The organism is Tenacibaculum soleae (genome assembly GCF_030549005.1).
In the GTDB taxonomy this organism is placed as follows: domain Bacteria; phylum Bacteroidota; class Bacteroidia; order Flavobacteriales; family Flavobacteriaceae; genus Polaribacter; species Polaribacter soleae.
This window is the reverse complement of record NZ_JAUOSW010000001.1, coordinates 224,918-246,534: the sequence shown is the minus strand read 5'-3', so window position 1 is coordinate 246,534 and position 21,617 is coordinate 224,918. Positions and strand designations below refer to the sequence as shown.

16 protein-coding genes are annotated in these 21,617 nt (G+C 30.7%); 9 read left to right on the top strand and 7 right to left on the bottom strand.

Annotated features, from left to right (window positions below; translation table 11 throughout):
* The first annotated feature begins 1 nt into the window (after position 1).
* A complete protein-coding gene (locus tag Q4586_RS01035; RefSeq protein WP_068701784.1) occupies positions 2-334 on the top strand; it encodes a 2Fe-2S iron-sulfur cluster-binding family protein in 333 nt (110 codons plus the stop codon).
* Between the two features lie 68 nt (positions 335-402).
* Here the strand turns inward: Q4586_RS01035 and Q4586_RS01030 are convergent, their stop codons facing one another.
* The 7 genes from Q4586_RS01030 to Q4586_RS01000 form a co-directional block, all read right to left on the bottom strand.
* A complete protein-coding gene (locus tag Q4586_RS01030; RefSeq protein ID WP_303525553.1) occupies positions 403-927 on the bottom strand; it encodes a flavodoxin in 525 nt (174 codons plus the stop codon).
* Between the two features lie 4 nt (positions 928-931).
* Positions 932-1,597 carry a class I SAM-dependent methyltransferase gene (locus Q4586_RS01025; RefSeq protein ID WP_303525551.1) on the bottom strand — a complete coding sequence of 222 codons (666 nt, stop codon included), beginning with the start codon at positions 1,595-1,597 and terminating at the stop codon, positions 932-934.
* A 13-nt stretch (positions 1,598-1,610) separates the two neighbouring features.
* Complete coding sequence (locus Q4586_RS01020; protein WP_303525549.1) at positions 1,611-3,662, bottom strand: PepSY-associated TM helix domain-containing protein; 2,052 nt, start codon at positions 3,660-3,662, stop codon at positions 1,611-1,613.
* On the bottom strand, positions 3,662-3,964 hold the full coding sequence (locus Q4586_RS01015) for a hypothetical protein (protein ID WP_068701778.1): 303 nt from the start codon (positions 3,962-3,964) through the stop codon (positions 3,662-3,664). Before Q4586_RS01015 ends, Q4586_RS01020 begins: the two co-directional genes overlap by 1 nt.
* 1 nt (position 3,965) lies before the next feature.
* Positions 3,966-4,295 carry a hypothetical protein gene (locus Q4586_RS01010; RefSeq protein WP_303525547.1) on the bottom strand — a complete coding sequence of 110 codons (330 nt, stop codon included), beginning with the start codon at positions 4,293-4,295 and terminating at the stop codon, positions 3,966-3,968.
* Positions 4,296-4,376: 81 nt separating this feature from the next.
* Complete coding sequence (locus Q4586_RS01005; protein WP_303525546.1) at positions 4,377-6,995, bottom strand: TonB-dependent receptor; 2,619 nt, start codon at positions 6,993-6,995, stop codon at positions 4,377-4,379.
* Between the two features lie 33 nt (positions 6,996-7,028).
* On the bottom strand, positions 7,029-9,377 hold the full coding sequence (locus Q4586_RS01000; RefSeq protein ID WP_303525544.1) for a TonB-dependent receptor: 2,349 nt from the start codon (positions 9,375-9,377) through the stop codon (positions 7,029-7,031).
* Between the two features lie 334 nt (positions 9,378-9,711).
* Between Q4586_RS01000 and Q4586_RS00995 the strand changes: the two genes are divergently transcribed.
* The 8 genes from Q4586_RS00995 to Q4586_RS00960 all read left to right on the top strand — a co-directional run bounded on the left by Q4586_RS00995 (position 9,712) and on the right by Q4586_RS00960 (position 21,601).
* On the top strand, positions 9,712-10,869 hold the full coding sequence (locus tag Q4586_RS00995) for a homogentisate 1,2-dioxygenase (protein ID WP_068701769.1): 1,158 nt from the start codon (positions 9,712-9,714) through the stop codon (positions 10,867-10,869).
* A 202-nt stretch (positions 10,870-11,071) separates the two neighbouring features.
* A complete protein-coding gene (gene hppD, locus Q4586_RS00990; protein WP_271405659.1) occupies positions 11,072-12,235 on the top strand; it encodes a 4-hydroxyphenylpyruvate dioxygenase in 1,164 nt (387 codons plus the stop codon).
* 102 nt (positions 12,236-12,337) lie between these two features.
* Positions 12,338-13,258 carry a tryptophan 2,3-dioxygenase family protein gene (locus Q4586_RS00985; RefSeq protein ID WP_068701765.1) on the top strand — a complete coding sequence of 307 codons (921 nt, stop codon included), beginning with the start codon at positions 12,338-12,340 and terminating at the stop codon, positions 13,256-13,258.
* Between the two features lie 102 nt (positions 13,259-13,360).
* Positions 13,361-14,137 carry a DUF3108 domain-containing protein gene (locus Q4586_RS00980; protein WP_068701763.1) on the top strand — a complete coding sequence of 259 codons (777 nt, stop codon included), beginning with the start codon at positions 13,361-13,363 and terminating at the stop codon, positions 14,135-14,137.
* 100 nt (positions 14,138-14,237) lie between these two features.
* Positions 14,238-15,521: a peptidoglycan DD-metalloendopeptidase family protein gene (locus Q4586_RS00975; RefSeq protein WP_068701761.1), complete on the top strand. Its 1,284-nt coding sequence runs from the start codon at positions 14,238-14,240 to the stop codon at positions 15,519-15,521.
* A gap of 4 nt (positions 15,522-15,525) precedes the next feature.
* Positions 15,526-17,094 (top strand): glucose-6-phosphate isomerase, encoded by a 1,569-nt coding sequence (gene pgi / locus Q4586_RS00970; RefSeq protein ID WP_068701759.1) that lies wholly within the window; start codon positions 15,526-15,528, stop codon positions 17,092-17,094.
* A gap of 134 nt (positions 17,095-17,228) precedes the next feature.
* Positions 17,229-19,793, top strand: a complete 2,565-nt coding sequence (locus tag Q4586_RS00965; protein WP_303525534.1) for a TonB-dependent receptor — start codon at positions 17,229-17,231, stop codon at positions 19,791-19,793.
* Between the two features lie 11 nt (positions 19,794-19,804).
* Positions 19,805-21,601 (top strand): hypothetical protein, encoded by a 1,797-nt coding sequence (locus Q4586_RS00960; RefSeq protein ID WP_303525533.1) that lies wholly within the window; start codon positions 19,805-19,807, stop codon positions 21,599-21,601.
* Positions 21,602-21,617: the final 16 nt, after the last annotated feature.

Genomic DNA, 21,617 nt, shown 5'->3' with positions numbered 1-21,617 from the left:
GATGGAACAAGATATTACCCTAAAAATAACAGATAGAGAAGGTGTAACACACGAAGTAGTTGCGCCAACTGATATGGCTATGAATTTAATGGAGGTTGTACGTTCGTATGAACTAGCTCCTGAAGGAACTATTGGTATTTGTGGCGGTATGGCAATGTGTGCATCGTGTCAATGTTATGTAAAATCAGATCATGAATTACCAGAAATGGGAGATGATGAGGATGCAATGTTGGCTGAGGCATTTAATGTTGAAGATAATAGTCGTTTAGGATGTCAAATACAAATAAAGCCAGAAATGGACGGTTTGGAGGTAGAATTAGCTCCTGAGGGGTAAAACAATATATTATTGTGATAAAAAATAAAACGGTTGCTAATAATGAGCAACCGTTTTTTGTTAAAAATTTAAGCTTGATTTATTAAGTTATTTTTTAAAATAGTTAACCATTTTAATAATCTTTCTTGTGTTAATTCTGGCTGATTGTCTTCATCAATTGCTAAACCATAAAATAAATCTTCATTTTCAATTTTAGCTTTCGATTCAGTATAATCGTAACCTTTGGTAGGCCATTTACCTATTATATTACCTCCGTTTGCTATAACAACTTCAGCTAACATACCTACGCCATCTATAAAATATTCCCCATAACCATACTGGTCTCCTAAACCATAAATGGCTACTGTTTTATTGGTAAAATCAATGGTTTTAAACTCATCAAAATAACTTTGCCAATCACTTTGTAAATCGCCATCATACCAAGTTGAGAGTCCTAATATAATAAAGTTAAATTTATCAAAATCAGAACTATTAGCGTTATTAATTTCTATAACTTCAATGTCAGTAACGTCCCACTCATCTACAATAGTGTGCGTAATTTCTTCTGTCATGCCTGTGTCAGAGCCATAAAATAAACCAATTACAGTATTCATTAACTTACTTTTTTAATACGATTAATGTATATTTTCTATTTACTAAATTACCAGATTTACTTTTTACTTGTTCAGTTTTTTGTAGTGTGTTAACTATTGTAAAAACAGTATTTTTTAGTAATAGTTTTATGTTCTCGTTTGAGTATAATTTAAATTTGTTATTTACAAAAGGAAGACTTTGCATAAAATTTTTTTGAGCAAAAGTTATAATACATATACCATCTTTTTTTAAAACTCTTGATAATTCTGTTAAAAAATTAATGGGGTTTTTCCAGAAATAAAGAGTATTTACAGTGAATATTTTGTCAAAGTAATTGTTTCTAAAAGGGATTTTTTCTCCATCATATAATTGAAAAGATATGTTTTTAGACCTCTGCTGTTTATCCAATTGTAAAAGAGCTTCTTTCATCATTGTTTCAGAAATTTCTAAACCGATGTAATTAATGTTAGTAGCTTTATTTAATATATATTTAAGGTGGCCACAGTTTCCATGACCAACCTCTAAAATTCGATTACTATTTGAAATTTTTAAGGCATCAATAGAGTTTTTGGTCATACTAATGTTACTTAAATTCATCGAGTTCGCTATTTCTATCCCTTTAACACCGGTAGGACAACTTAATTGCTTTTCAATTTCTTCTAATTGTTTCTTTGTAAATTCTTGTTTCATAATTTTTTTCAAATTATGCTTCTTTCCTAATCCATTTGTAAATATTGATAATTAAAAATATACTAGCTATGGCAACTAATAAAAGCATAAAAATTTCTGAAATATTAGTAGATTCATGCATTATAGCTTCAAAGAAATGGTATACGTTATATAAGGTGGCTATGCTTGCCCAAACAAGAGATGTTATTTTAAACCATTTTTTTGATATTTCGATGGTTAATAATGCAAATAATAAGCACATGCCTTCAAATAAAATACGATAAATATGATGAATTACAGGAGCTTTTCCTGTTGCTCCTTCCATCATTAATGTTTCGTTGTAATAAATATTAAACAACCCGTATATGTGGTGTACTATCCAGCCAATGGCTAAAAATATCCAAAGAATAATAATTTTTGTTCGCATAGGTATATGATTTTTGTCGTCTTTTTTAGTTATTAAATTAGTTTTTTCAAACGTTTCAGTTTTTAAATGTTTGATGTTTTTATAATCAATTGGATTTTTATTAAATGTGCTCTGCATTGCCTCTTTGGGTTTAATTTTAAAATAGCATAGTAAAGCGGTTACCGAAATTATTATCCAAAGTAAATCAACTGTTAGTATTTCGTATTGTTTGTTAGCAATAGTAGTCCATATCCAGTTTCCTGAGTTAATTCCATTTACAATTGGTATCATAAATCCAAAAATTGCGCCTAATAATAAACTAACTTTATTGGTGTAATAGTTGTTTCTTTTAAAGCGAAAAAAGAATATGAAACCTATCCAAGTTATAAAATAAAAGAGGTAAATGATGCTTTTTTTATTTTCGAAATTACCGTTTGCAAATTTTACAAAAAGAAAGGATAATGCGGTAACGGGTAACATAGATAAGCAAATAGCTAAGTATATATGCCCTACTTTTGCGGTATATAATCGTTGCTTTAAAGACATGCTTTTTTTGTTACGTGCTTCAATCCAAATTAAAACACCTGTTATAATAACAAAACAGGTAATTAGCGCTAAAATAAAATAGATGGTTTTTAGTAATATTCCTCCAAAATTAGCAAAATGTAAACGCCCGAAAACAAATTGAGAATCTTCAACATAGCTTAATTTTGTAGGATCTTTGGAAGCCTCTATTTTTTTTAGATAAGGATTAAAAGTTATGTAACCAGTTCCAACAAAGCGATCTTTATAATCTAATTCACCCATAATGGTGTATTTCATAGAGTTTCCTCCATAATTTTTTATAAATCCACGTGTTAGTCGAAAGTTATCCCATTTTTTAGCTGTTTTTTTAGCAAAATAATTAAAACTAGGTGTTTTTTGATTTGATACTTTAACCCATTGATAATTTTTGGTTATAGGTCGTAAATCTTCCATTAATTTAGCTTGATTTCCTTCGTACAAAAAATTAGCGGGTAATAAAACAAGGATACTAATAGAAAAGTAAACACCAGTAACGGCAAAAATAAATTGAAAAGGTAAACCTATAACACCTAAAGCAGTATGTGCATCAGTCCAAACTCGTTTTAAAATAATTTTAGGATTAAAGCTATAAAAGTTTGGAATAATCTTTTTCCAGTGAACTATAACACCAGTAACTATAGCAAATAAAAAGAAAAAGGTAACAAAACCTGCCAAATATATTCCGATTCTTGGTAGTTGATGAAAAAAATGCAAGCGATATAAAAATTCGCCTAAACTATATTGTTCATCATATTTTTTAGTTTGTAGAGTGTTTATATCAACATAAAAAAAAATACTTTCTTTTCCTTTATTTGATGCTAAACTATCTTTACTGGCACTCATAAAAACAGCTATTTTGTCTGTTTTTTCACCAAAAGTCATTTGTAGATCTCTTCCTGTTAATTCATAAGTTTTATTTAATTGATGCAGTATTTTATCAAAATTTATGTTTTTTGAATGTGTGTGTGAAACGGTGTTACCTTCTTCCCAAATTTTAATTTCATCTTTAAACAAAGCAAAAGCTCCTGCAAAGAAAATTATATATAAAGCAACACTAATAACAATACCACTTACTGTATGCGTATTAAAAAATACATTGTAATTTCTTTTACTCATTATATAAAGGGGTTGTTTTGTTTTCCAATAGTGTAAATACAGTAAAGTAAAATTGTAGCTATAAAGTATACTAACCATGCACTCCAACCATTTTTAAATAAAAAAGGAATAATTAATAAAGCGCACCACACTATAAAAAGGGTGAAAATAGAAGTAATAACTATTTCTTTTGGGTTAGGTAACCACAATGGTAAGCACATGTGTATTAATGCTGTAATAATATAACCACCTATAATACCAGCGGTTATTTTTGCAAATTTTTGCAAAGGAGATTTTGTTAAATATTTTGGATTAGCTGGCATGTTATAATAGTATTTCAATTAAAAATGAAATTGCAAAAAGAAAAGTTATGTGTTTGTAGTTAATTTTTTTAAAGGGTGCAATTATTATAATTAAGCTTAAAATAAGTGTTATCGTAAATAACCAAAATAATACTCCCGATGTTGTTCCGAACTGGCGAATCATTAATAGTAGTGTTGCCATTAATATTAGAACACTTATTGTATTAGCTGTCTTGGTGTTGTTTTGTATCCAGGTTTCTATTTTTTTTAAATTACTTAATTCAATTTTTTTTGAGGTGTTGTATTTAAAAAATAATCCTATAAAAATTAATAAAAAACTACTTGTTGTCATATTACTTTTATTAGCCAAGCAACTCTAAGTTTATAAAACTTAGAGTTACAAGGGTTAATATAAACTTAATTCAAATTGCACTTAAAACTTATATTGTATCGTACCTAAAAATGCCCTAGGTGCTTGAGCATTAATAGTACTCCATCCTTTGTAATAGGTTTCATCAGTAAGATTATTTACTTTAAAGCCTACTTTAAATTTATTTGCATTGTAATAAACAGAAGCATTGTAAATAGTGTAAGATGGTAAGGTAAACTCTCCTGATACTCCGTTATTCATCATTAAATGTTTTGATGCTCCGTTAAAACCTGCTCCGACTCCAAATTTCTCTAAAAAAGTACCTTCTAAAAATTTGTAATCTGCCCAAAAGTTATAAATGTTTTTAGGCCCTGCTTCTTCAGGTCTTCTATCTTGTAATGCAGCATATGCTGTTTTTGTTTTATTGCTATATGCCTTTGTAATTTTACTATCGTTATGAGAAAAAGAAGCTCTTAAGTTTAAACCATCAAAAGGATTGGTGTTTATTTCAAACTCTAGCCCTTTGCTTACAGTTTCTTCAATATCAATACTTGTTGGAAATAAAATACCATTAGGGTCAGAATTAAGAGCGTCGTTAACGGTAATGTGATAATAACTAATACCTGCATTTAATTTACCATTAAAGAAATTTGTTTTAAATCCACCTTCAAACTGAGTAGCTTTTGTTGGTTTAAAAGTATCTACTGTTCCGTCTTGATTTACAACAGGATTATTATTTACAAATCCAGTTTGGTAATTTGCAAATACGCTTAATTTATTTAAAAAAGGTTGATATAAAACTCCTGCATTTGGCGATAACGTTGTTTTAGTATAATTATCTAAATCATTATTTTTATTTCCTTTTTGATTAAAATAATCTAAACGTAAACCTAAATTTACAGTTAATTTTTTTGAGATATTAATAACATCAGAAGCATATACAGCAAAAGTTGACGAACCTGTTTCTATTTCACGCGTTGGAACTTGATTAAATACAGCATCTAAATCAGTTTTTTTAACAGTGTGTTTTGTGTTTGGGGTAAAGTTATTAGGTATAATTGTCCCATCTGCGGCAAACATTCCATCAAAATAAGGAAATCCTGATAATTGCGCTTGTAAACCTAACGCAGTATTTGCTGGCACATGGTTGATAGTTTCTAAATATGTTAATGTTTGTAAAATTCCTGAAAATGTTGGAGTTGCAGCCAAAGTAGGATTTCCGCTTTGGTTGTTTGTTTTTGAATTTCTGTTTACATAATCTAAACCAATTACCAAACGATTTCTAACATCGCCCAATTTAAAATCACCTGTAAAATTTTGTTGAATGTTAAATTTTGTTGCATTGGCATCGCGTTTATCGTAAATTCTTGTAAAAGCATCTCTTTGTAGTAAAGATTGTGATTCTAATAAAATATCATTTACTCCTGGTACAGCTGCTAAAGGTTGTAAAACTAAAAATGCAGCTCCAGCACCTTCAATCATGTATTGATAATATCCATTTGCTTCAGAATAACTACTAGCAAAAATTGTTTGAGAGTTCCATTGGTCAGAAATTTTATAATCTGCAATAGCTCTTGTATTAAAAATAGGACTTGATAATGTGATATCATTTGAAGTAAATGATTTATTAGGGTTTATACCTAAATCTTTTACATTTCTTGACACCATTGGTAAACCTCTTCTAACAAATAACATCGAAGGGTTTGTTTGTTCTGTATCAGAATATTCAATACCAAAAGATAAATTTAAGCGATTATTTGCACGGTATGTTAATGATGGAGCAACAAAAAAGGTTTTTCTAAAACCAGCATCTTGCCAACTATCTTGTGTTAAATAAGAAGTATTTAATCTAAAAAACAAATCGTCATTTGTACCTAAAGGAGTGTTTATATCTGCTGAAATACGGTTCATACCAAAAGAACCAGCAGTGTAAGAAACACTTCCACCAAAACCTTTATAAGGTTTTTTAGTTACTACATTTATCAACCCTCCTAATGAAGTTACAGTACTACCAAATAATGTTGCCGAAGGGCCTTTTACCACCTCTATTCTTTCAATATATGAAGGGTCAATAGCACTAAAAGTAAAGCCAGGAACACCATCAACTAAAGAAGGTTGTGTAGCAAAACCTCTGGTTGAAAAATATCCGGTTCCTTCTCCGGGCGCTCTACCGGTAGATTCCCAAAGTTTACTAATTCCTGTAGCATTGTTTATAGCATCATCAAAATTGGTAATAATTTGAGATTCTAGTAACTCGGTTGTTATTGTAGAGTATACTTGAGGGTTTTCTATATCTTTTAAAGGTAGTTTTGAAACATAAGCGGTTTTTTTACGTGAAAAAGAGTTTTTTCTTGATTGAACAACAATTTCTTGTAAAAGCTCATTACCTTCTAATAAAACGATAGTTCCTAGGTTTATATTTTTATCACCTGAAACAGTTATTTCTTTAGTTTTATACCCAATATACGATATTGTTAAATTAATATTTGTAGTAGGCTTTTTTAATATTTTAAAATTACCATCAAAATCAGATTGTACGCCAGTTTTTGAACTTTTTATATAAATATTAACGCCCGTAAGTGGTGTTTGATTCTTGTCTGTTATTGTTCCGTTAATATAGTTTTGTTGTGCAACGATATTAAGGGTAAATAAAAGGATTGTTATTTTTAGTATAAGTTTCATTATTTCTTAGAGTAAGAATGCTTTTTATAAGTATTAAAATAAATTATAAGTTAAAGATATTCTACCATTTATACCTGGTTCAGATTGCCAGTATAAATAGCTACCATAATTGGCGCCAGAGTATAGGTGTTTGTTTAGTAAGTTGTTTACATTTAAAGCAACACGTAATTTGTTATTTTTCCAATGCACACCACCATCTAATCTAAAATAGTTAGGTAATTCGGTATTATTATCAGCATCCCAAGTCCATGAAGATCTATCAATTGAGTATTGGTACCCTAGTGATACACCAAAGCCTTTTAATGTTGAGTTTTTGTTAAATTTATAATTTAACCATCCATTAGTTATGTGTTTTGCATGTCCAGCCATTCTTGTGCCAACAGTGTTAGGAATATCTGATTTTGCTATTTTTACATCTATATTGGCATAATTTAGCACAACATCAAGCTCATTACTAATATTTGCTTGCATGTCAAATTCAAATCCTTTAGATTCTATTTCACCAAGTAAAATACTAAATTGACGAGTAGTATCAGTTGGATCATTAGTTGTTATATTATTCTTATTAATTAAATAAGCACTTAATGAAGCATTTATTTTTCCGTTTAACCAATTGGTTTTAAATCCAGCTTCATAAATGGTACCTTCAATAGGGGCAAATCTTTTTCGTGTACTGTCTATGGCATCGTTAGCCAAAAATGATTGATCAAACAATCCATAAGCGGTAATTTGCGGTGTAATATCAGCACTTATACCAATTCTTGGCGTAATTTTTTTTGTCGTTTTATCTCCTTTAGGACTAAGGTGTGTGTATCTACCAGCTAATGTTAGTCTTATTTTATTATTTATAAAACCTATTTCATCCTGTATGTATAATGAATTAATTTTTGTACCATATGTGTATAAAGTAGCACGGTCTTTTAAAGGAACACTTCTGTCAAATACTGGAAAGACACTGTTTCCATAAGTTGGGTTGTAGATGTTAAAAGGAGCACTAGGAGTGTCTATTAATCCATTTTGACCAAAGTCAGCAAAATACTCTTTATCGGTATGGTCGTAACCAGCCATAACTTTATGACTTATTGATCCAGTATTAAATTTTCCATTAGTATATAATTGAAAATATTCACTTTCAGAAACAGCATCCCATAAACCTACAGATCTAATAGCATTTCCATTGTCTTCAATATTTCGAGCCCAAGCTGAAGCTCCTTGTTGTGTATAAAGCATAGTAACATACTTTGCTTCTGCCGACCAGTTTTCGTTGAATTGATGACTTATTTTGTTTAATAAACTAACTTCTTTTATATCGGTTTCAGGAAAACCTTTATCAATCATTGTAAAGTTTTTAGGTAAGCTTCCAAAACCTTTATCAACAGGACCAAAAATATAAGCGGCACCAATTAGTGTATTTAGTTTTTGATAAGAAAATTCAGTTAAAAAATCGGTTTTATCACTTATTTTGTATGATAAAGAAGGTGCTATACCTATACGTTCAGTGTTTTCAAATTTTCTATGACTTCCAGTGTTTTGATATAAAACATTTAAACGAGCAAGTAATCGCTTATCCTTAGTTAATGCACCCCCAAAATCAGCGGCAGCTCTATAGGTATCAAAACTTCCGCCCATTACATTTATAGTACCTATTTTTTCTTCAGTAGGTTTTTTAGTAACTACGTTATAAAATCCACCAGGTTCACCCGCGGCCATCATAAATCCAGAAGGCCCTTTTACAAATTCTATGCGATCTACCATAAAAGTATCTTCAGAAAGAGGTCCCCATGAGTCTTGAATGTTTACACCGTTTCTAAATGCAGGTAGTCTAAAACCACGCATATTTATGCGTGCAAAATGTCCCCAATGTTCAATATTACTAACACCACTTACATTTCTAAAAGCACCCTCTAATAAATTAGTAACTTGCTGGTCTTGTAGAATTTCTGAGCCAACTACTTGAATGTTTTGAGGTAGCTGCTTAATTGGTGTTTGTAAGCGTAATGATTTAGAAACCTTTTTTTTAGAATATTTGTTTTTTACACCGTTAATTGTAACTTCATCTAGTTGATTAATTAATTCTTTTAAAACTATTTTCCCTACATTTTTCGATTCGTTACTTTTAAGATTAACAGTAATTGATTTTTTTTCAAAACCAACCATTGAAAAATTAATTGTATAGTTGCCTTCTTTAAGGTTTTTAAATTCAAAAGCCCCGTTTTTGTTACTAATAGTTCCTTTTTTATTAGAGTTTAATACTATGTTAACTGAAGGTATAGCATCATTTTTTACTGAAAAGAGGTTCCCTTTAATAGTGCTATTTTGAGCAATTATTGTTGTTGTGATAAATAAAAACAATACCAATGATGTGGGTATGATTTTGTGCATTTTATTTTAATTTAGATTTAATTCAAATAATTATCGACAAAAATACCTTACTTGAAAACAAATACAAAACTTATTTAGACTTAATTTAAATAAAAAAATAAAACTATTTGAATTTTAAGAAGATATAATGTTTTTTTTATTTCTGTATATTTGTAAAACAAGCAACTAAAAGTTCTAACAAATGTATTTAGACTTATTATCACACTTAAAATTTTTGATAAAACGCAATCCGGAATAAGGTTTTAATGTACTAATTTATCAGTGTAAAAATGTAACAATCTTATGCTCTTGCTAATTGTAACATTATTTATTAACTCATTAATACATTAACAAAATGCCTTTTTATCATAAGTTAGGGAATATTCCACCAAAACGTCATACGCAATTTCGTAAAGAAGACGGTAGTTTATACTACGAACAATTATTTGGTACGATTGGATTTGACGGAATGTCTACCAACAGTTATCACGAGCACAGACCAACAATGGTCAAAGAAATTCGCAAACAATATTCTGTTGCGCCAAAAATAGCCAAAGCCAATAATATTCAATCATATCGTTTTCGCGGATTTCAAGTTCCGCCCGAAAACGACTATTTAGAAAGTAGAAAAGTTGTTTTAACAAATTCTGATTGTAATATTATTCTTTCAGCTCCAAAACACTCTACCAACGATTATTTTTATAAAAATACCGATGCAGATGAGGTAATTTTCATTCATAAAGGAACAGGGAAATTAAGAACACATCTTGGAAACATCGATTTTAAATACGGAGACTATTTAGTAATTCCCCGTGGAATTATTTATAAATTAGATTTTGATGATGAAAATAACCGACTTTTTATTGTCGAATCTTACAGTCCAGTATACACACCAAAGCGTTACCGAAACTGGTTTGGGCAACTATTAGAACATTCGCCATTTTGCGAGCGCGATTTACGCAGACCGCAAGAATTAGAAACCTATAATGAGTTAGGAGATTTTTTAATCAAAGTAAAAAAACAAGGCGAGATCATAGAAATGGTCTATGCTTCGCATCCTTTTGATGTGGTTGGTTACGACGGATACAACTTTCCTTATGCATTTTCAATTCACGATTTTGAGCCGATAACAGGTCGTATACATCAACCACCACCAGTGCACCAAACATTCGAAACAAATACCTTTGTAATTTGTAGTTTTGTACCACGTTTATACGATTATCACCCAAATTCAATTCCAGCACCATACAATCATAGTAATATAGATTCTGACGAAGTATTGTATTACGTAGACGGTGATTTTATGAGTAGAAATGACATCGATCAAGGTCATATATCATTACATCCAGCAGGTATTCCTCACGGTCCACACCCAGGAACAACCGAAAAAAGCATTGGTAAAGAAAAAACCGAAGAATTAGCAGTTATGGTAGACACTTTTAAACCTTTAATGGTTACAGAAGAAGCCATGAAAATTGCCGATGAAGATTATTATAAATCGTGGTTAGAGTAAAATAATTATTAGAAGCTATTTCCTGCTTTTCGCACTCGCTTTTTTTATTTAGAAAAAAAAATAAAAAAGAGCTCAAACAAATGCTTCAATCAGGGCTAAATTTGTTTGAATAAATAATGCTTTATCAAAGGAATCGCTAATTTATAAATATAAGACCTCACAGGTTTTTAAAATCTGTGAGGTCTAGAAAAAAATAAACACAATGAGTAAAAAAGAAATAAAATCAGTAAACTACGGTTTAGAAAAAATATTTGAAGGAGCACAAGACTTCTTGCCACTTTTAGGAACAGATTATGTTGAGTTTTATGTAGGTAATGCAAAACAGGCAGCACATTTTTATAAAACAGCATTCGGATTTCAGTCACACGCTTATCGCGGATTAGAAACTGGCGCAACAGATTCTGTATCTTATGTATTAACGCAAGACAAAATCAAGTTAATGCTAACAACTCCATTAAATAGTAAATCGCCAATAAACGACCATATTGTACAACATGGTGATGGTGTTAAAATAGTAGCACTTTGGGTAGAAGATGCACGAAAAGCATACGAAGAAACTACCTCAAGAGGAGCAAAATCTTACATGGAGCCAACGGTTGAAAAAGATGAGCATGGTGAAGTAGTAAGAGCAGGAATATATACCTACGGAGAAACCGTACACATGTTTGTAGAACGTAAAAACTATAATGGTGCATTTTTACCAGGTTTTCAAAAATGGGAATCAGAATACAACCCACCATCAGCAGGATTAAAATATATTGATCACATGGTTGGTAATGTAGGTTGGAACCAAATGGATGTTTGGGTAAAATGGTACGAAGATGTTATGGGGTTTGAAAACTTTTTATCTTTTGATGATAAGCAAATTCATACAGAATATTCGGCATTAATGAGTAAAGTAATGTCTAACGGAAACGGTAGAATTAAGTTTCCAATAAACGAACCAGCAAAAGCAGCAAAGCGTTCGCAAATTGAAGAATATCTAGATTTTTACGAAGGTGCAGGAGTACAACACATTGCTGTTGCAACAGATGATATTTTAAAAACAGTGTCGCAATTAAGAGCAAATGGAGTAGAGTTTTTATCAACACCACCAGACGAATATTACAAATCAGTTCCTGGTCGTTTAGAGGAATTTAGTCATGAATTAAACGAAGATATCGAAAAGTTAAAATCTTTAGGTATTATGATTGATGCTGATGAAGAAGGATATTTATTGCAAATCTTTACAAAGCCAGTAGAAGACAGACCAACCTTATTTTTCGAAATTATTCAAAGAATGGGGGCTCGTGGTTTTGGAGCAGGAAACTTTAAAGCCTTGTTCGAATCTATAGAAAGAGAACAAGAAAAACGAGGAACTTTATAATTTAAATGGATAATTATAGAAACATTAAATCACCATTTTCATAAGTAATAATACTTATAGAAATGGTGATTTTAATTAATAATGTTTATATAAAATATAAAAATGAATAAAGAAGCGCTTTTAAAAGCAATAGAGGACAAATACGAAAAATTAGGAGTCCCGTTAGAAACCATGTTAGAGGGGTTGTTGCATAGTACACCAATAACTTATTGGGATTATATTCAAACAGACGCCTTGTTAGGTTTGCAAATACCAAGAACAACTGAGCCTGATGAAATGGTTTTTATTATGTATCATCAGGTAAATGAACTGTTGTTTAAAATGATTTTATGGGAAATTGATCAAATTTCATTAACTGAAGAAGTAATTAGTGCAGATAAATTTTCGAAACATTTAATGCGTATTAGTAGGTATTTTGATATGTTGTGTAATTCTTTTACGGTAATGCAAGACGGAATGGATGTAGAACAATACCTGAAATTTCGAAACACCTTGGCACCTGCAAGCGGATTTCAATCAGCACAATATCGTAAAATAGAATTTGCATCAACAGAGTTAATTAATTTAATTGACGCACGTTATAGGGAAACAATTGATAGGGGTTCGTCTTTTAAAAATGCTTTTGAACATTTGTATTGGCAAGCAGCGGGTAAAAATCATCAAACAGGAAAAAAATCAATATTAATTAAGCTTTTCGAAAAAAAATACATGGGCGATTTTATTGATTTTATGGAAGATTATAGGGATTGTAATCTATCATCAAAATTTAAACAATTGCCAGAGGGTGTTCAAAAAAATCCTGAATTAATAGCTGCAATGCGTCATTATGATTACACCGTAAACGTAAAATGGGTAATGGCACATTATAATGCTGCGGGTAAATATTTAGGTGGTGGCGATAAGGATTTAGAAGCTACAGGAGGTAGTAATTGGCGTAAATATATGCATCCAAAATATCAGCGAAGAATATTTTTCCCATATTTATGGAGTAAAGAAGAGTTAAAAAATTGGGGAACATTTTAAACTCAATAATAAAATATAAAAAGTTGTTTGATTTTTAAATTCAAACAACTTTTTATATTTTGGAACAATAATTGTCTTACTTTTTTAATAAGTTTGAAAATCATGAAAAGAAAAGTATTTTTTATTTCCGTATTATTTTTTACCGTAATTACTTTTAGTCAAGAAAAGGAACCTGTATTTAAAGATGGTGAATGGCTTAAATTTAAAATGAGTTATAGTGGCTTTTTAAAAGCAGGTAACGCTACATTATCGCTAAATGAAGAAAGTTTAAAAGGTAAAAAAGTACTACATGCCACGGCTAAAGGTTGGACAACAGGAATGATTAAGTGGTTTTTTAAAGTAAATGATAATTATCAATCGTATTTTGATAAACAAACAGGAAAGCCGTATTTATTTAAAAGAAAAATTGATGAAGGCGGGTATAAAAAAAATAAACAAATAGCTTTTAATCAGCAAAAAAATACTGTTCATATTCAGGATTTTATAAAACAAAAAGCAACCACCGTAAAGGCTGTGAATGTTCAAGATATGATTTCTGCTTTTTACTTTTTAAGAAAGCATAACTTAAAAAAGATGAAAAAAGGTGAGGAAATTAAAATTGATATGTTTTTTGACGGAAAAACAAATCCATTTAAATTACGCTTTTTAGGGAAAGAAACCATAAAAACAAAATTTGGTAAAATCAAAACCCTAAAATTTAGACCTTTTGTACAGGCAGGAAGGGTTTTTAAAGCTAAAGAAAGCGTAACAATTTGGATAACGGCTGATGATAATAAAGTTCCTGTAAAAATTAAAGCCTCTTTATCAGTCGGTTCTTTACGAGCAGAATTAGATGCTTATAAAGGTTTGGCAAACCCTTTTGAAATTGTAATTAAGTAAATAATAATAATAAGTTGTTTACTGACTGTTAAAGTGTAATAATCAAAACTTTTTATTTGTATTTTTGCGGATAACCACAATCTTAAAAAAAAATTGTTTTTTGAAAAAATATAGCCTTCTGTTATTTGTGTTTTCTCTCTTTTTTTCATGTAAAAAAGATAATAAAGAAGATGTAAAAATACCTGTAAAGATAATAAAACCCAAGCCTACGTATGTTTTTGGTTTTAATAAGGATAAATACAAGATAATACATGATACCATAAAAAGTGGCGAAAGTTTTGGAGGTATTTTAGATCGTCATCATGTAATGTATCCAAAAATTAATAAAATTGCAACAACTATTAAAGACACTTTTGATGTAAGACGCGTACGCTCAGGTAAAACATACACAATTCTTGCCTCAAAAGACTCATTAGAAAAAGCGCAAGTTTTTATATATAAACACAACAAAGTAGATGCAACAGTAATAAATTTTAAAGACTCTATTATTGAGGCGTATAAGGTTCGAAAAAAAATTAAAACGGTAGAAAAAGAAATAGCAGGAGAGATTTTTTCAAACTTATCGGTTACCATGGATAGTTTAGGTTTAAAATCAACATTAACCAATACTGTAGCAGATATTTACGCTTGGACACTTGATTTTTATCGCCTTCAAAAAGGAGATAAATTTAAATTAATTTATGAAGAAAAGTTTATAAACGATACTGTTTTTGTTGGTTATGGAGAAGTGAAAGCAGCAGTTTTTAATCATGGAGGAGAAGATTTACATGCCTATAAATTCATTGGAGACACAATTCGTAAAATACCTGAGTTTTATGATGAGAAAGGGAATATGTTACGAAGAGCTTTTTTAAAATCACCAATTAAATTTCAATACAGAGTATCTTCACGATATAATTTGAGAAGAAAAATAGCGCTTTATGGTAGAGTTCGACCTCATAGAGGAACTGATTTTGCTGCTAAGTACGGAACAGAAATAATGACTACTGCAAGTGGAACTGTTGTTGAATCTGCACGACGAGGAGGAAACGGAAACTATGTTAAAGTAAAACATAATAGCACTTATTCAACTCAGTATTTACATATGAAAAAGCGTAATGTTAGAGTAGGAGATTATGTAAAACAAGGAGATGTTATAGGTTGGGTTGGTATGACAGGAAATACAAGTGGACCACACGTTTGTTATCGTTTTTGGAAATATGGAAAACAGGTAGATCCGTTTAAAGAAAAATTGCCATCAGCAGAACCTCTAGACCCTAGTATTAAACCAGCGTATTTTGAGTTTATAAAACCACTTAAAAAACAATTGGATAGTATTAAGTTGTATAAAAAAGATACGCTTTTTACACCAGTAATAGAAAAAGAAACAGCACCTACATATTAATATTATGCCTTTACAAAATATAAATCCCATTCAAACAGAAGCGTGGAAAAAACTAACAGAACATTTTTGTGAAGCAAAAGAATATGAATTAAAAACGCTTTTTAGAAAAGATAAAAATAGAAAGGACAATTTTTCAGTATGTTTAGATGAATTAAAATTAGATTATTCAAAAAATCATATAACTCAGCAAACAATTGACTTATTAATATCTTTAGCAGAAGAAACAGCGTTAAAAGATGCAATTGATAAATATTTTTCAGGACATAAAATTAATGTAACCGAAAACAGAGCGGTGTTGCATACTGCTTTGAGAAGTAATTCAGCAGAACCTATTGTAATTGACGGAAAAGATATAAAGCCTAAAATACAAACTACATTAAGAAAAATAAAAGCCTTTAGTAATAAGGTAATTTCAGGAAAATGGAAAGGTTTTACAGGGAAACCAATTACAGATATTGTTAATATTGGAGTAGGAGGGTCAGATCTAGGGCCAAGAATGGTGGTAGAATCATTACAGTTTTATAGGAATAGATTGAATACACATTTTGTATCTAATATTGATGGAGATCATGTGTCAGAAACTTTAAGTAAGTTAAATCCTGAAACCACTTTATTTGTCGTTGTATCAAAATCATTCACCACAGATGAAACCATAACAAATGCAAATACGATTAGAAATTGGTTTTTAAAATCAGCTTTGGTTTTTGATGTTGCTAAACATTTTGTAGCTGTTTCCTCTAATATAGAGGAGGCAATTAATTTTGGAATAGATAAAAAAAACATTTTTCCAATGTGGAATTGGGTTGGAGGTCGTTTTTCTTTATGGTCTGCAGTAGGTTTATCTATAAGTTTGTCTATCGGATATGATAATTTTAAAGAGTTGTTAAATGGTGCCGAAATAGTTGATGAACATTTTAAAACGGCTGATTTTTCTAAAAACATCCCTGTAATACTTGGTTTGTTAGGGGTTTGGTATACTAATTTCTTTGAATGTGAAACAGAAGCCATTCTACCTTATAGCAATTATTTAAGAAAACTACCTGCTTATTTACAGCAGTCTATTATGGAGAGTAATGGTAAGGGAGTTGATAGAAATGGACAAGAAATAAACTACCAAACCGGAAATGTAGTTTGGGGAGCAGCTGGTACAGATATGCAGCATGCTTTTATGCAATTGGTACATCAAGGTACCAAATTAATACCAACAGATTTTATTGGTTTTGAACAGTCTTTATACGGGGTAACTTCTCATCATAAAAAGTTAATGGCTAATTACTATGCGCAAATGGAGGCTTTAGCAAATGGTAAAACAAAAGAAGAAATCCATTTAGAATTAAAAATGGAAAACAAACTAAATGAAATTAACCAGCTATTACCTTATAAAACCTTTAAAGGAAACCGTTCTAGTAACTCACTTATTTTTAATAAATTGTCTCCTAAATCTTTAGGGATGTTGATTTCAACTTATGAACACAAAATTTTCACACAAGGTGTCATATGGAATATTTATTCTTTTGATCAATTTGGTGTAGAATTAGGTAAAGAAATTGCTAAAAAAATGCTATCAAGTTAAATTATATTCTAATTTATTGAATTTTTTATTGCGATTTTTGTTAAAATGATGTTAAGAAACTTAACATTAACTTAATATTGGCAGGAAAGAAAAGCAAGACCTTTGCGCTGCATTTAATAACAATTAGATTAAAAATGAAAAAATTCAAAAATGTTTTACTTGTAGCACTGTTCTTTGTAACAGCTACAGTTTTAGGGCAAACAAAACTTACTGGTACAGTGGTTGATGAAATGGGTGAACCATTACCAGGGGCAAGTGTTGTAGTTAAAGGAACTACAAATGGAATAGCAACAGATTTTAATGGAGAATTTAAGCTTAATGCTAAAAAAACTTCAGGGTCTGTAATTTTATCTTTTATAGGATACATTAATAAAGAAGTTACTTATTCAGCTTCAAGTACTAATTTAGGAACTATTAAATTAGAACCTTCAAATGTTTTAAACGAAATCGTAGTAACGGCAACTTCTTTCGCTATCGATAGAAAAACGCCAGTTGCAGTATCTACAATTAAAGCAGAAGAAATTGAAACTAAATTAGGAACTCAAGAATTTCCTGAAATTTTAAAATCTACACCTGGTGTGTATGCAACCAAAACTGGTGGTGGTTACGGAGACTCAAGAATTAATTTACGTGGGTTTAGATCTGAAAATGTAGCTGTAATGATTAACGGAGTTCCTGTTAATGATATGGAAAACGGAGCAGTATACTGGTCTAACTGGGCAGGTTTATCAGATGTAACATCTGCAATGCAGGTTCAAAGAGGTTTAGGAGCTTCTAAAGTAGCGGTGCCATCTATTGGAGGTACAATTAATATTATTTCTAAATCTACTGATGCTGAAAAAGGAGGGAACGTTAAAATGTCTGTAGCAAATGATGGTTATTTTAAATATGGAATGACTTTATCTACAGGAGTAATGGATAATGGTCTTGCTATTACAGCTTCTGCAGCACACGTTTCAGGAGACGGTTATGTTGATGGACTTCAATTTAATGGAGTGAATTACTTCTTAAATATATCTAAAGAGTTAAATGATGATCATAAATTATCTTTTAATATAATAGGAGCACAACAAGAGCACGGACAAAGATATAATACAAGAACAATTGCACAAAATAGAGCAACTGAACAAGGGGGTAAAAGATTTAACCCAGATTGGGGTTATAGAAATGGTAAGGTTGAAAATGTTTCACAGAACTATTACCATAAACCACAAATATCTTTAAATCACGATTGGACAATTTCAGACAAAACTTTTGTAACCACAGCAGTATATGCTTCTTTTGGTTCTGGAGGAGGAAGAAGAACAGAAGGTACAGGGAAATTCACAAACGATGAATATAGATTAGGTGACGTTGATACACCAATTGATTTTGATAGAATTGTTGCAGAGAACAAAGCAAATGGAGCAAATGGAGCTACAGATGTATTTACAGCTTCAGTTAACGAGCATAAATGGTATGGTATTTTATCTACATTAAAAACCGAATTGTCTGATGAATTAACTTTATCAACAGGTATCGATGGTAGATATTATGTAGGAACTCATTATTATGAAGTTACAGATTTATTGGGAGGTCAATATTTTTTAAATCCAAAATCAAACGATAATAATTATAATCAACCATTAAAAGTTGGTGATCGTTATAATAGAGATTATGAAGGAAGAGTATTAAGATATGGTGTTTTTGGTCAATTAGAATATTCTAAAGATGATTTATCAGCATTTTTATCTACAACAATATCTAATACAAGATATGGTAGATCAAGTTTCTTAGATGATTCTTCAAATCCAAACGGAAATGTTTCAGATAATGCAAATTTCTTAGGATATGGAACAAAAGGTGGAGTAAATTATAACATCAATGAAACACACAATGTATTTGCAAATGTTGGTTACTTTTCAAAAGCACCTTTTTTAACAGGAAATGTATTTCTTGATAAAGAATCAGTAGAGTTAAACGATCAAGCGCTTAATGAAAAAGTATTTAGTGCAGAAATAGGATACGGTTATAGAAGCGAAAGGTTTAACGCAAATGTAAATATTTATAGAACTTCTTGGTTAGATAAATCATTAACAAAAAGTATAAATGACCCAGATAATGTTGGTCAGCAATTAGAAGCAAACTTAGCAGGTTTAGACGCATTACACCAAGGTATTGAGGTTGATTTTGTATATAAAATGACAGATGACCTTATCTTAAACGGTATGGCATCATTAGGAGACTGGAGATGGAAAAGTGATGTAAGTGGTAGAATTTTTGACCAATCAGGTACATTGTTAGAAGAAGTAGTGGTAAATGCAACTGATTTAAAAGTATCTGATGCAGCACAAACTACTTGGTCTTTAGGCTTAAAATATAAAGCATTAGAAAAATCATCTATCTTTATAGATTATAACTACGCAGGTGATTTATATGCTAAAATGGATATTAATAGAAGTACTGATAGAAAAAATACATGGCAATTACCAGAGTATCATTTATTTGATTTAGGATTTAACCATGGTTTTGAAATAGGAGGTTTAGATGCTTCTTTATCAGGAAAAATGAATAATATTTTTGATGTAGAATATATATCTGACGCATTTGATAAAACTGAAGAAGTAAGCCCTGGTGTATTTGAGCATACAGCAACTAACGCAGGTGTATATTACGGAGCAGGAAGAACTTTCAGTTTAGGTTTAACAGTTAAATTTTAATAAACAAAACCATGAAAAAAATATTTTTATTATTAACAGTTTTTACAATGGTTTTCACTTCATGTGAGCCATTAGAAGATATCAACGCTTTAGTTGATGCAAAAGAAAATGCAATTGTAGGTGATGCAGAATATACACTAACAGATGATGACTACGATACGTTAGAGCTAAACTATGGAAGTTTCAATTCTGAAGATGATGCTAAAGAAAAGATACCAGCATTATTAGCAGATTTATACCCAGCATGGGGAAATAAGTCATCTGTATTAGTAGGTTATAAATTATACAGAGGTAGAGCTTTTAGTTTAAAAAACTATGAGTTAAGCGAGAGTGATTATGCAGTAAGCGGAAGTAGTACAAATGCTTTTGAAAGTAGCGTTACACCTTCAGATTATTTACCGGGAATTTTATCAAATAAATATAGTTCTTCTGATGAAGGAGATTATGTTTCTACAACTTATGCACAATATACAGGTAGTACAACAGCTGTTACTCCTAAAGTTTCTTTAGAAGAAAACTTTGATTATGGCGCAACTGCAGGGTATTTAACAACTGTTTCAGCAGGAGCATGGGTAAAACACTCAGGAGCTGATAATCAACTGAAATATGCAACAACAGGATTGTCTATGACAGATTATCCTTCAGATGCTGCAGGTGCAATCTCTTTATCTAGTGCAAATTCAGAAGATGTAAATAAAGCTTTTACTTCTGATATTACTTCAGGTATGGTATATTCAAGTGCTTTAATAAACTTAAGTGAAGTTAATGGAGGTACTTATTTCTTCCACTTAATGAATGAGAGTACTACTTATTCTGCAAGGGTTGGTGCGAAAAATAATGGGTCAGATAAAATTTTATTTGGTATTGGAGCTAGCTCTAGCTCTTTAACTTACGGAAGTAACGCTTATGATTTAAATAAAACTTACCTTATAGTTGCATCTTATAACACAGCAAATGGGGTATCAAATTTATATGTGTTAGACGCTGTTACAGATACTGAACCAGATACACCAGAAGCTACTAATACTGGTAATCCAAATAATACAGCAAAAAGAATAGGTATCCGTCAAGGAAACGGAGGGCCAACAGGAACAGTAGATGGTATACGTGTTGCTAACACATGGTCAGCAATAATGAATAACGGAACATTACCTGATGAAGTTGTTGGAGAAAAAATGTTTACTACTGTAATGTACACCTATGATGGAACTACATGGAAATTACCTACAGACAATTATTACTCAGTAACTGAAGATGATTTTACATCAATGGGATTAAGTAATTTTGGAAGCTCTAAACCAGCAGCAAATTATTTACCAACATTTTTAAACATCAAATTTCCTTATGCTCAAGATGGAGATGTATTAGATGTAGTGTATAACTATGTGTCTAGTTCAAGCGGAGCACAAGTAAGAGGAGATTTATATACAAAAACTGATGGAGTTTGGGAAGCTTATAAATCTACAATTGAAACTACTTTACAATTTGGTCACGATGGTACAAACTGGGTACCAGACAATACAATTAAGTATACCTTGGTAAGAAATGCAGATTATGAATATATGGCATCTCAACTTACCTCTGCTGAATATGCTGGATTAATAGGTAACTTAGCTAGTTATGGAGACTTTGATTATAATTGGTCAGATACTCAAATAAACTATGCCTTAGCCTTATTCTTAGATCACCATGCACCTACAGCAGCTGAAGGTCAAAAGTATTTATTATCGTACGTAGTATACGATAATGGAGAAAATGAGTTTCAAAGATTATTTGAAAAAGTTGAAGGAGCTTGGGTAGTTAAATAACCAAAATCAAAAATAA

Bases quoted from the DNA above. Each gene is read 5' to 3' on its own strand.
- Q4586_RS00995 (WP_068701769.1), top strand. From the start codon at position 9,712: ATGCCTTTTTATCATAAGTTAGGGAATATTCCACCAAAACGTCATACG.
- Q4586_RS01035 (WP_068701784.1), top strand. From the start codon at position 2: ATGGAACAAGATATTACCCTAAAAATAACAGATAGAGAAGGTGTAACA.
- Q4586_RS01000 (WP_303525544.1), bottom strand. From the start codon at position 9,377: ATGCACAAAATCATACCCACATCATTGGTATTGTTTTTATTTATCACA.
- Q4586_RS00965 (WP_303525534.1), top strand. From the start codon at position 17,229: ATGAAAAAATTCAAAAATGTTTTACTTGTAGCACTGTTCTTTGTAACA.
- Q4586_RS00980 (WP_068701763.1), top strand. From the start codon at position 13,361: ATGAAAAGAAAAGTATTTTTTATTTCCGTATTATTTTTTACCGTAATT.
- Q4586_RS01010 (WP_303525547.1), bottom strand. From the start codon at position 4,295: ATGACAACAAGTAGTTTTTTATTAATTTTTATAGGATTATTTTTTAAA.
- pgi (WP_068701759.1), top strand. From the start codon at position 15,526: ATGCCTTTACAAAATATAAATCCCATTCAAACAGAAGCGTGGAAAAAA.
- Q4586_RS01015 (WP_068701778.1), bottom strand. From the start codon at position 3,964: ATGCCAGCTAATCCAAAATATTTAACAAAATCTCCTTTGCAAAAATTT.
- Q4586_RS01020 (WP_303525549.1), bottom strand. From the start codon at position 3,662: ATGAGTAAAAGAAATTACAATGTATTTTTTAATACGCATACAGTAAGT.
- hppD (WP_271405659.1), top strand. From the start codon at position 11,072: ATGAGTAAAAAAGAAATAAAATCAGTAAACTACGGTTTAGAAAAAATA.
- Q4586_RS01030 (WP_303525553.1), bottom strand. From the start codon at position 927: ATGAATACTGTAATTGGTTTATTTTATGGCTCTGACACAGGCATGACA.
- Q4586_RS00985 (WP_068701765.1), top strand. From the start codon at position 12,338: ATGAATAAAGAAGCGCTTTTAAAAGCAATAGAGGACAAATACGAAAAA.
- Q4586_RS00960 (WP_303525533.1), top strand. From the start codon at position 19,805: ATGAAAAAAATATTTTTATTATTAACAGTTTTTACAATGGTTTTCACT.
- Q4586_RS01025 (WP_303525551.1), bottom strand. From the start codon at position 1,597: ATGAAACAAGAATTTACAAAGAAACAATTAGAAGAAATTGAAAAGCAA.
- Q4586_RS01005 (WP_303525546.1), bottom strand. From the start codon at position 6,995: ATGAAACTTATACTAAAAATAACAATCCTTTTATTTACCCTTAATATC.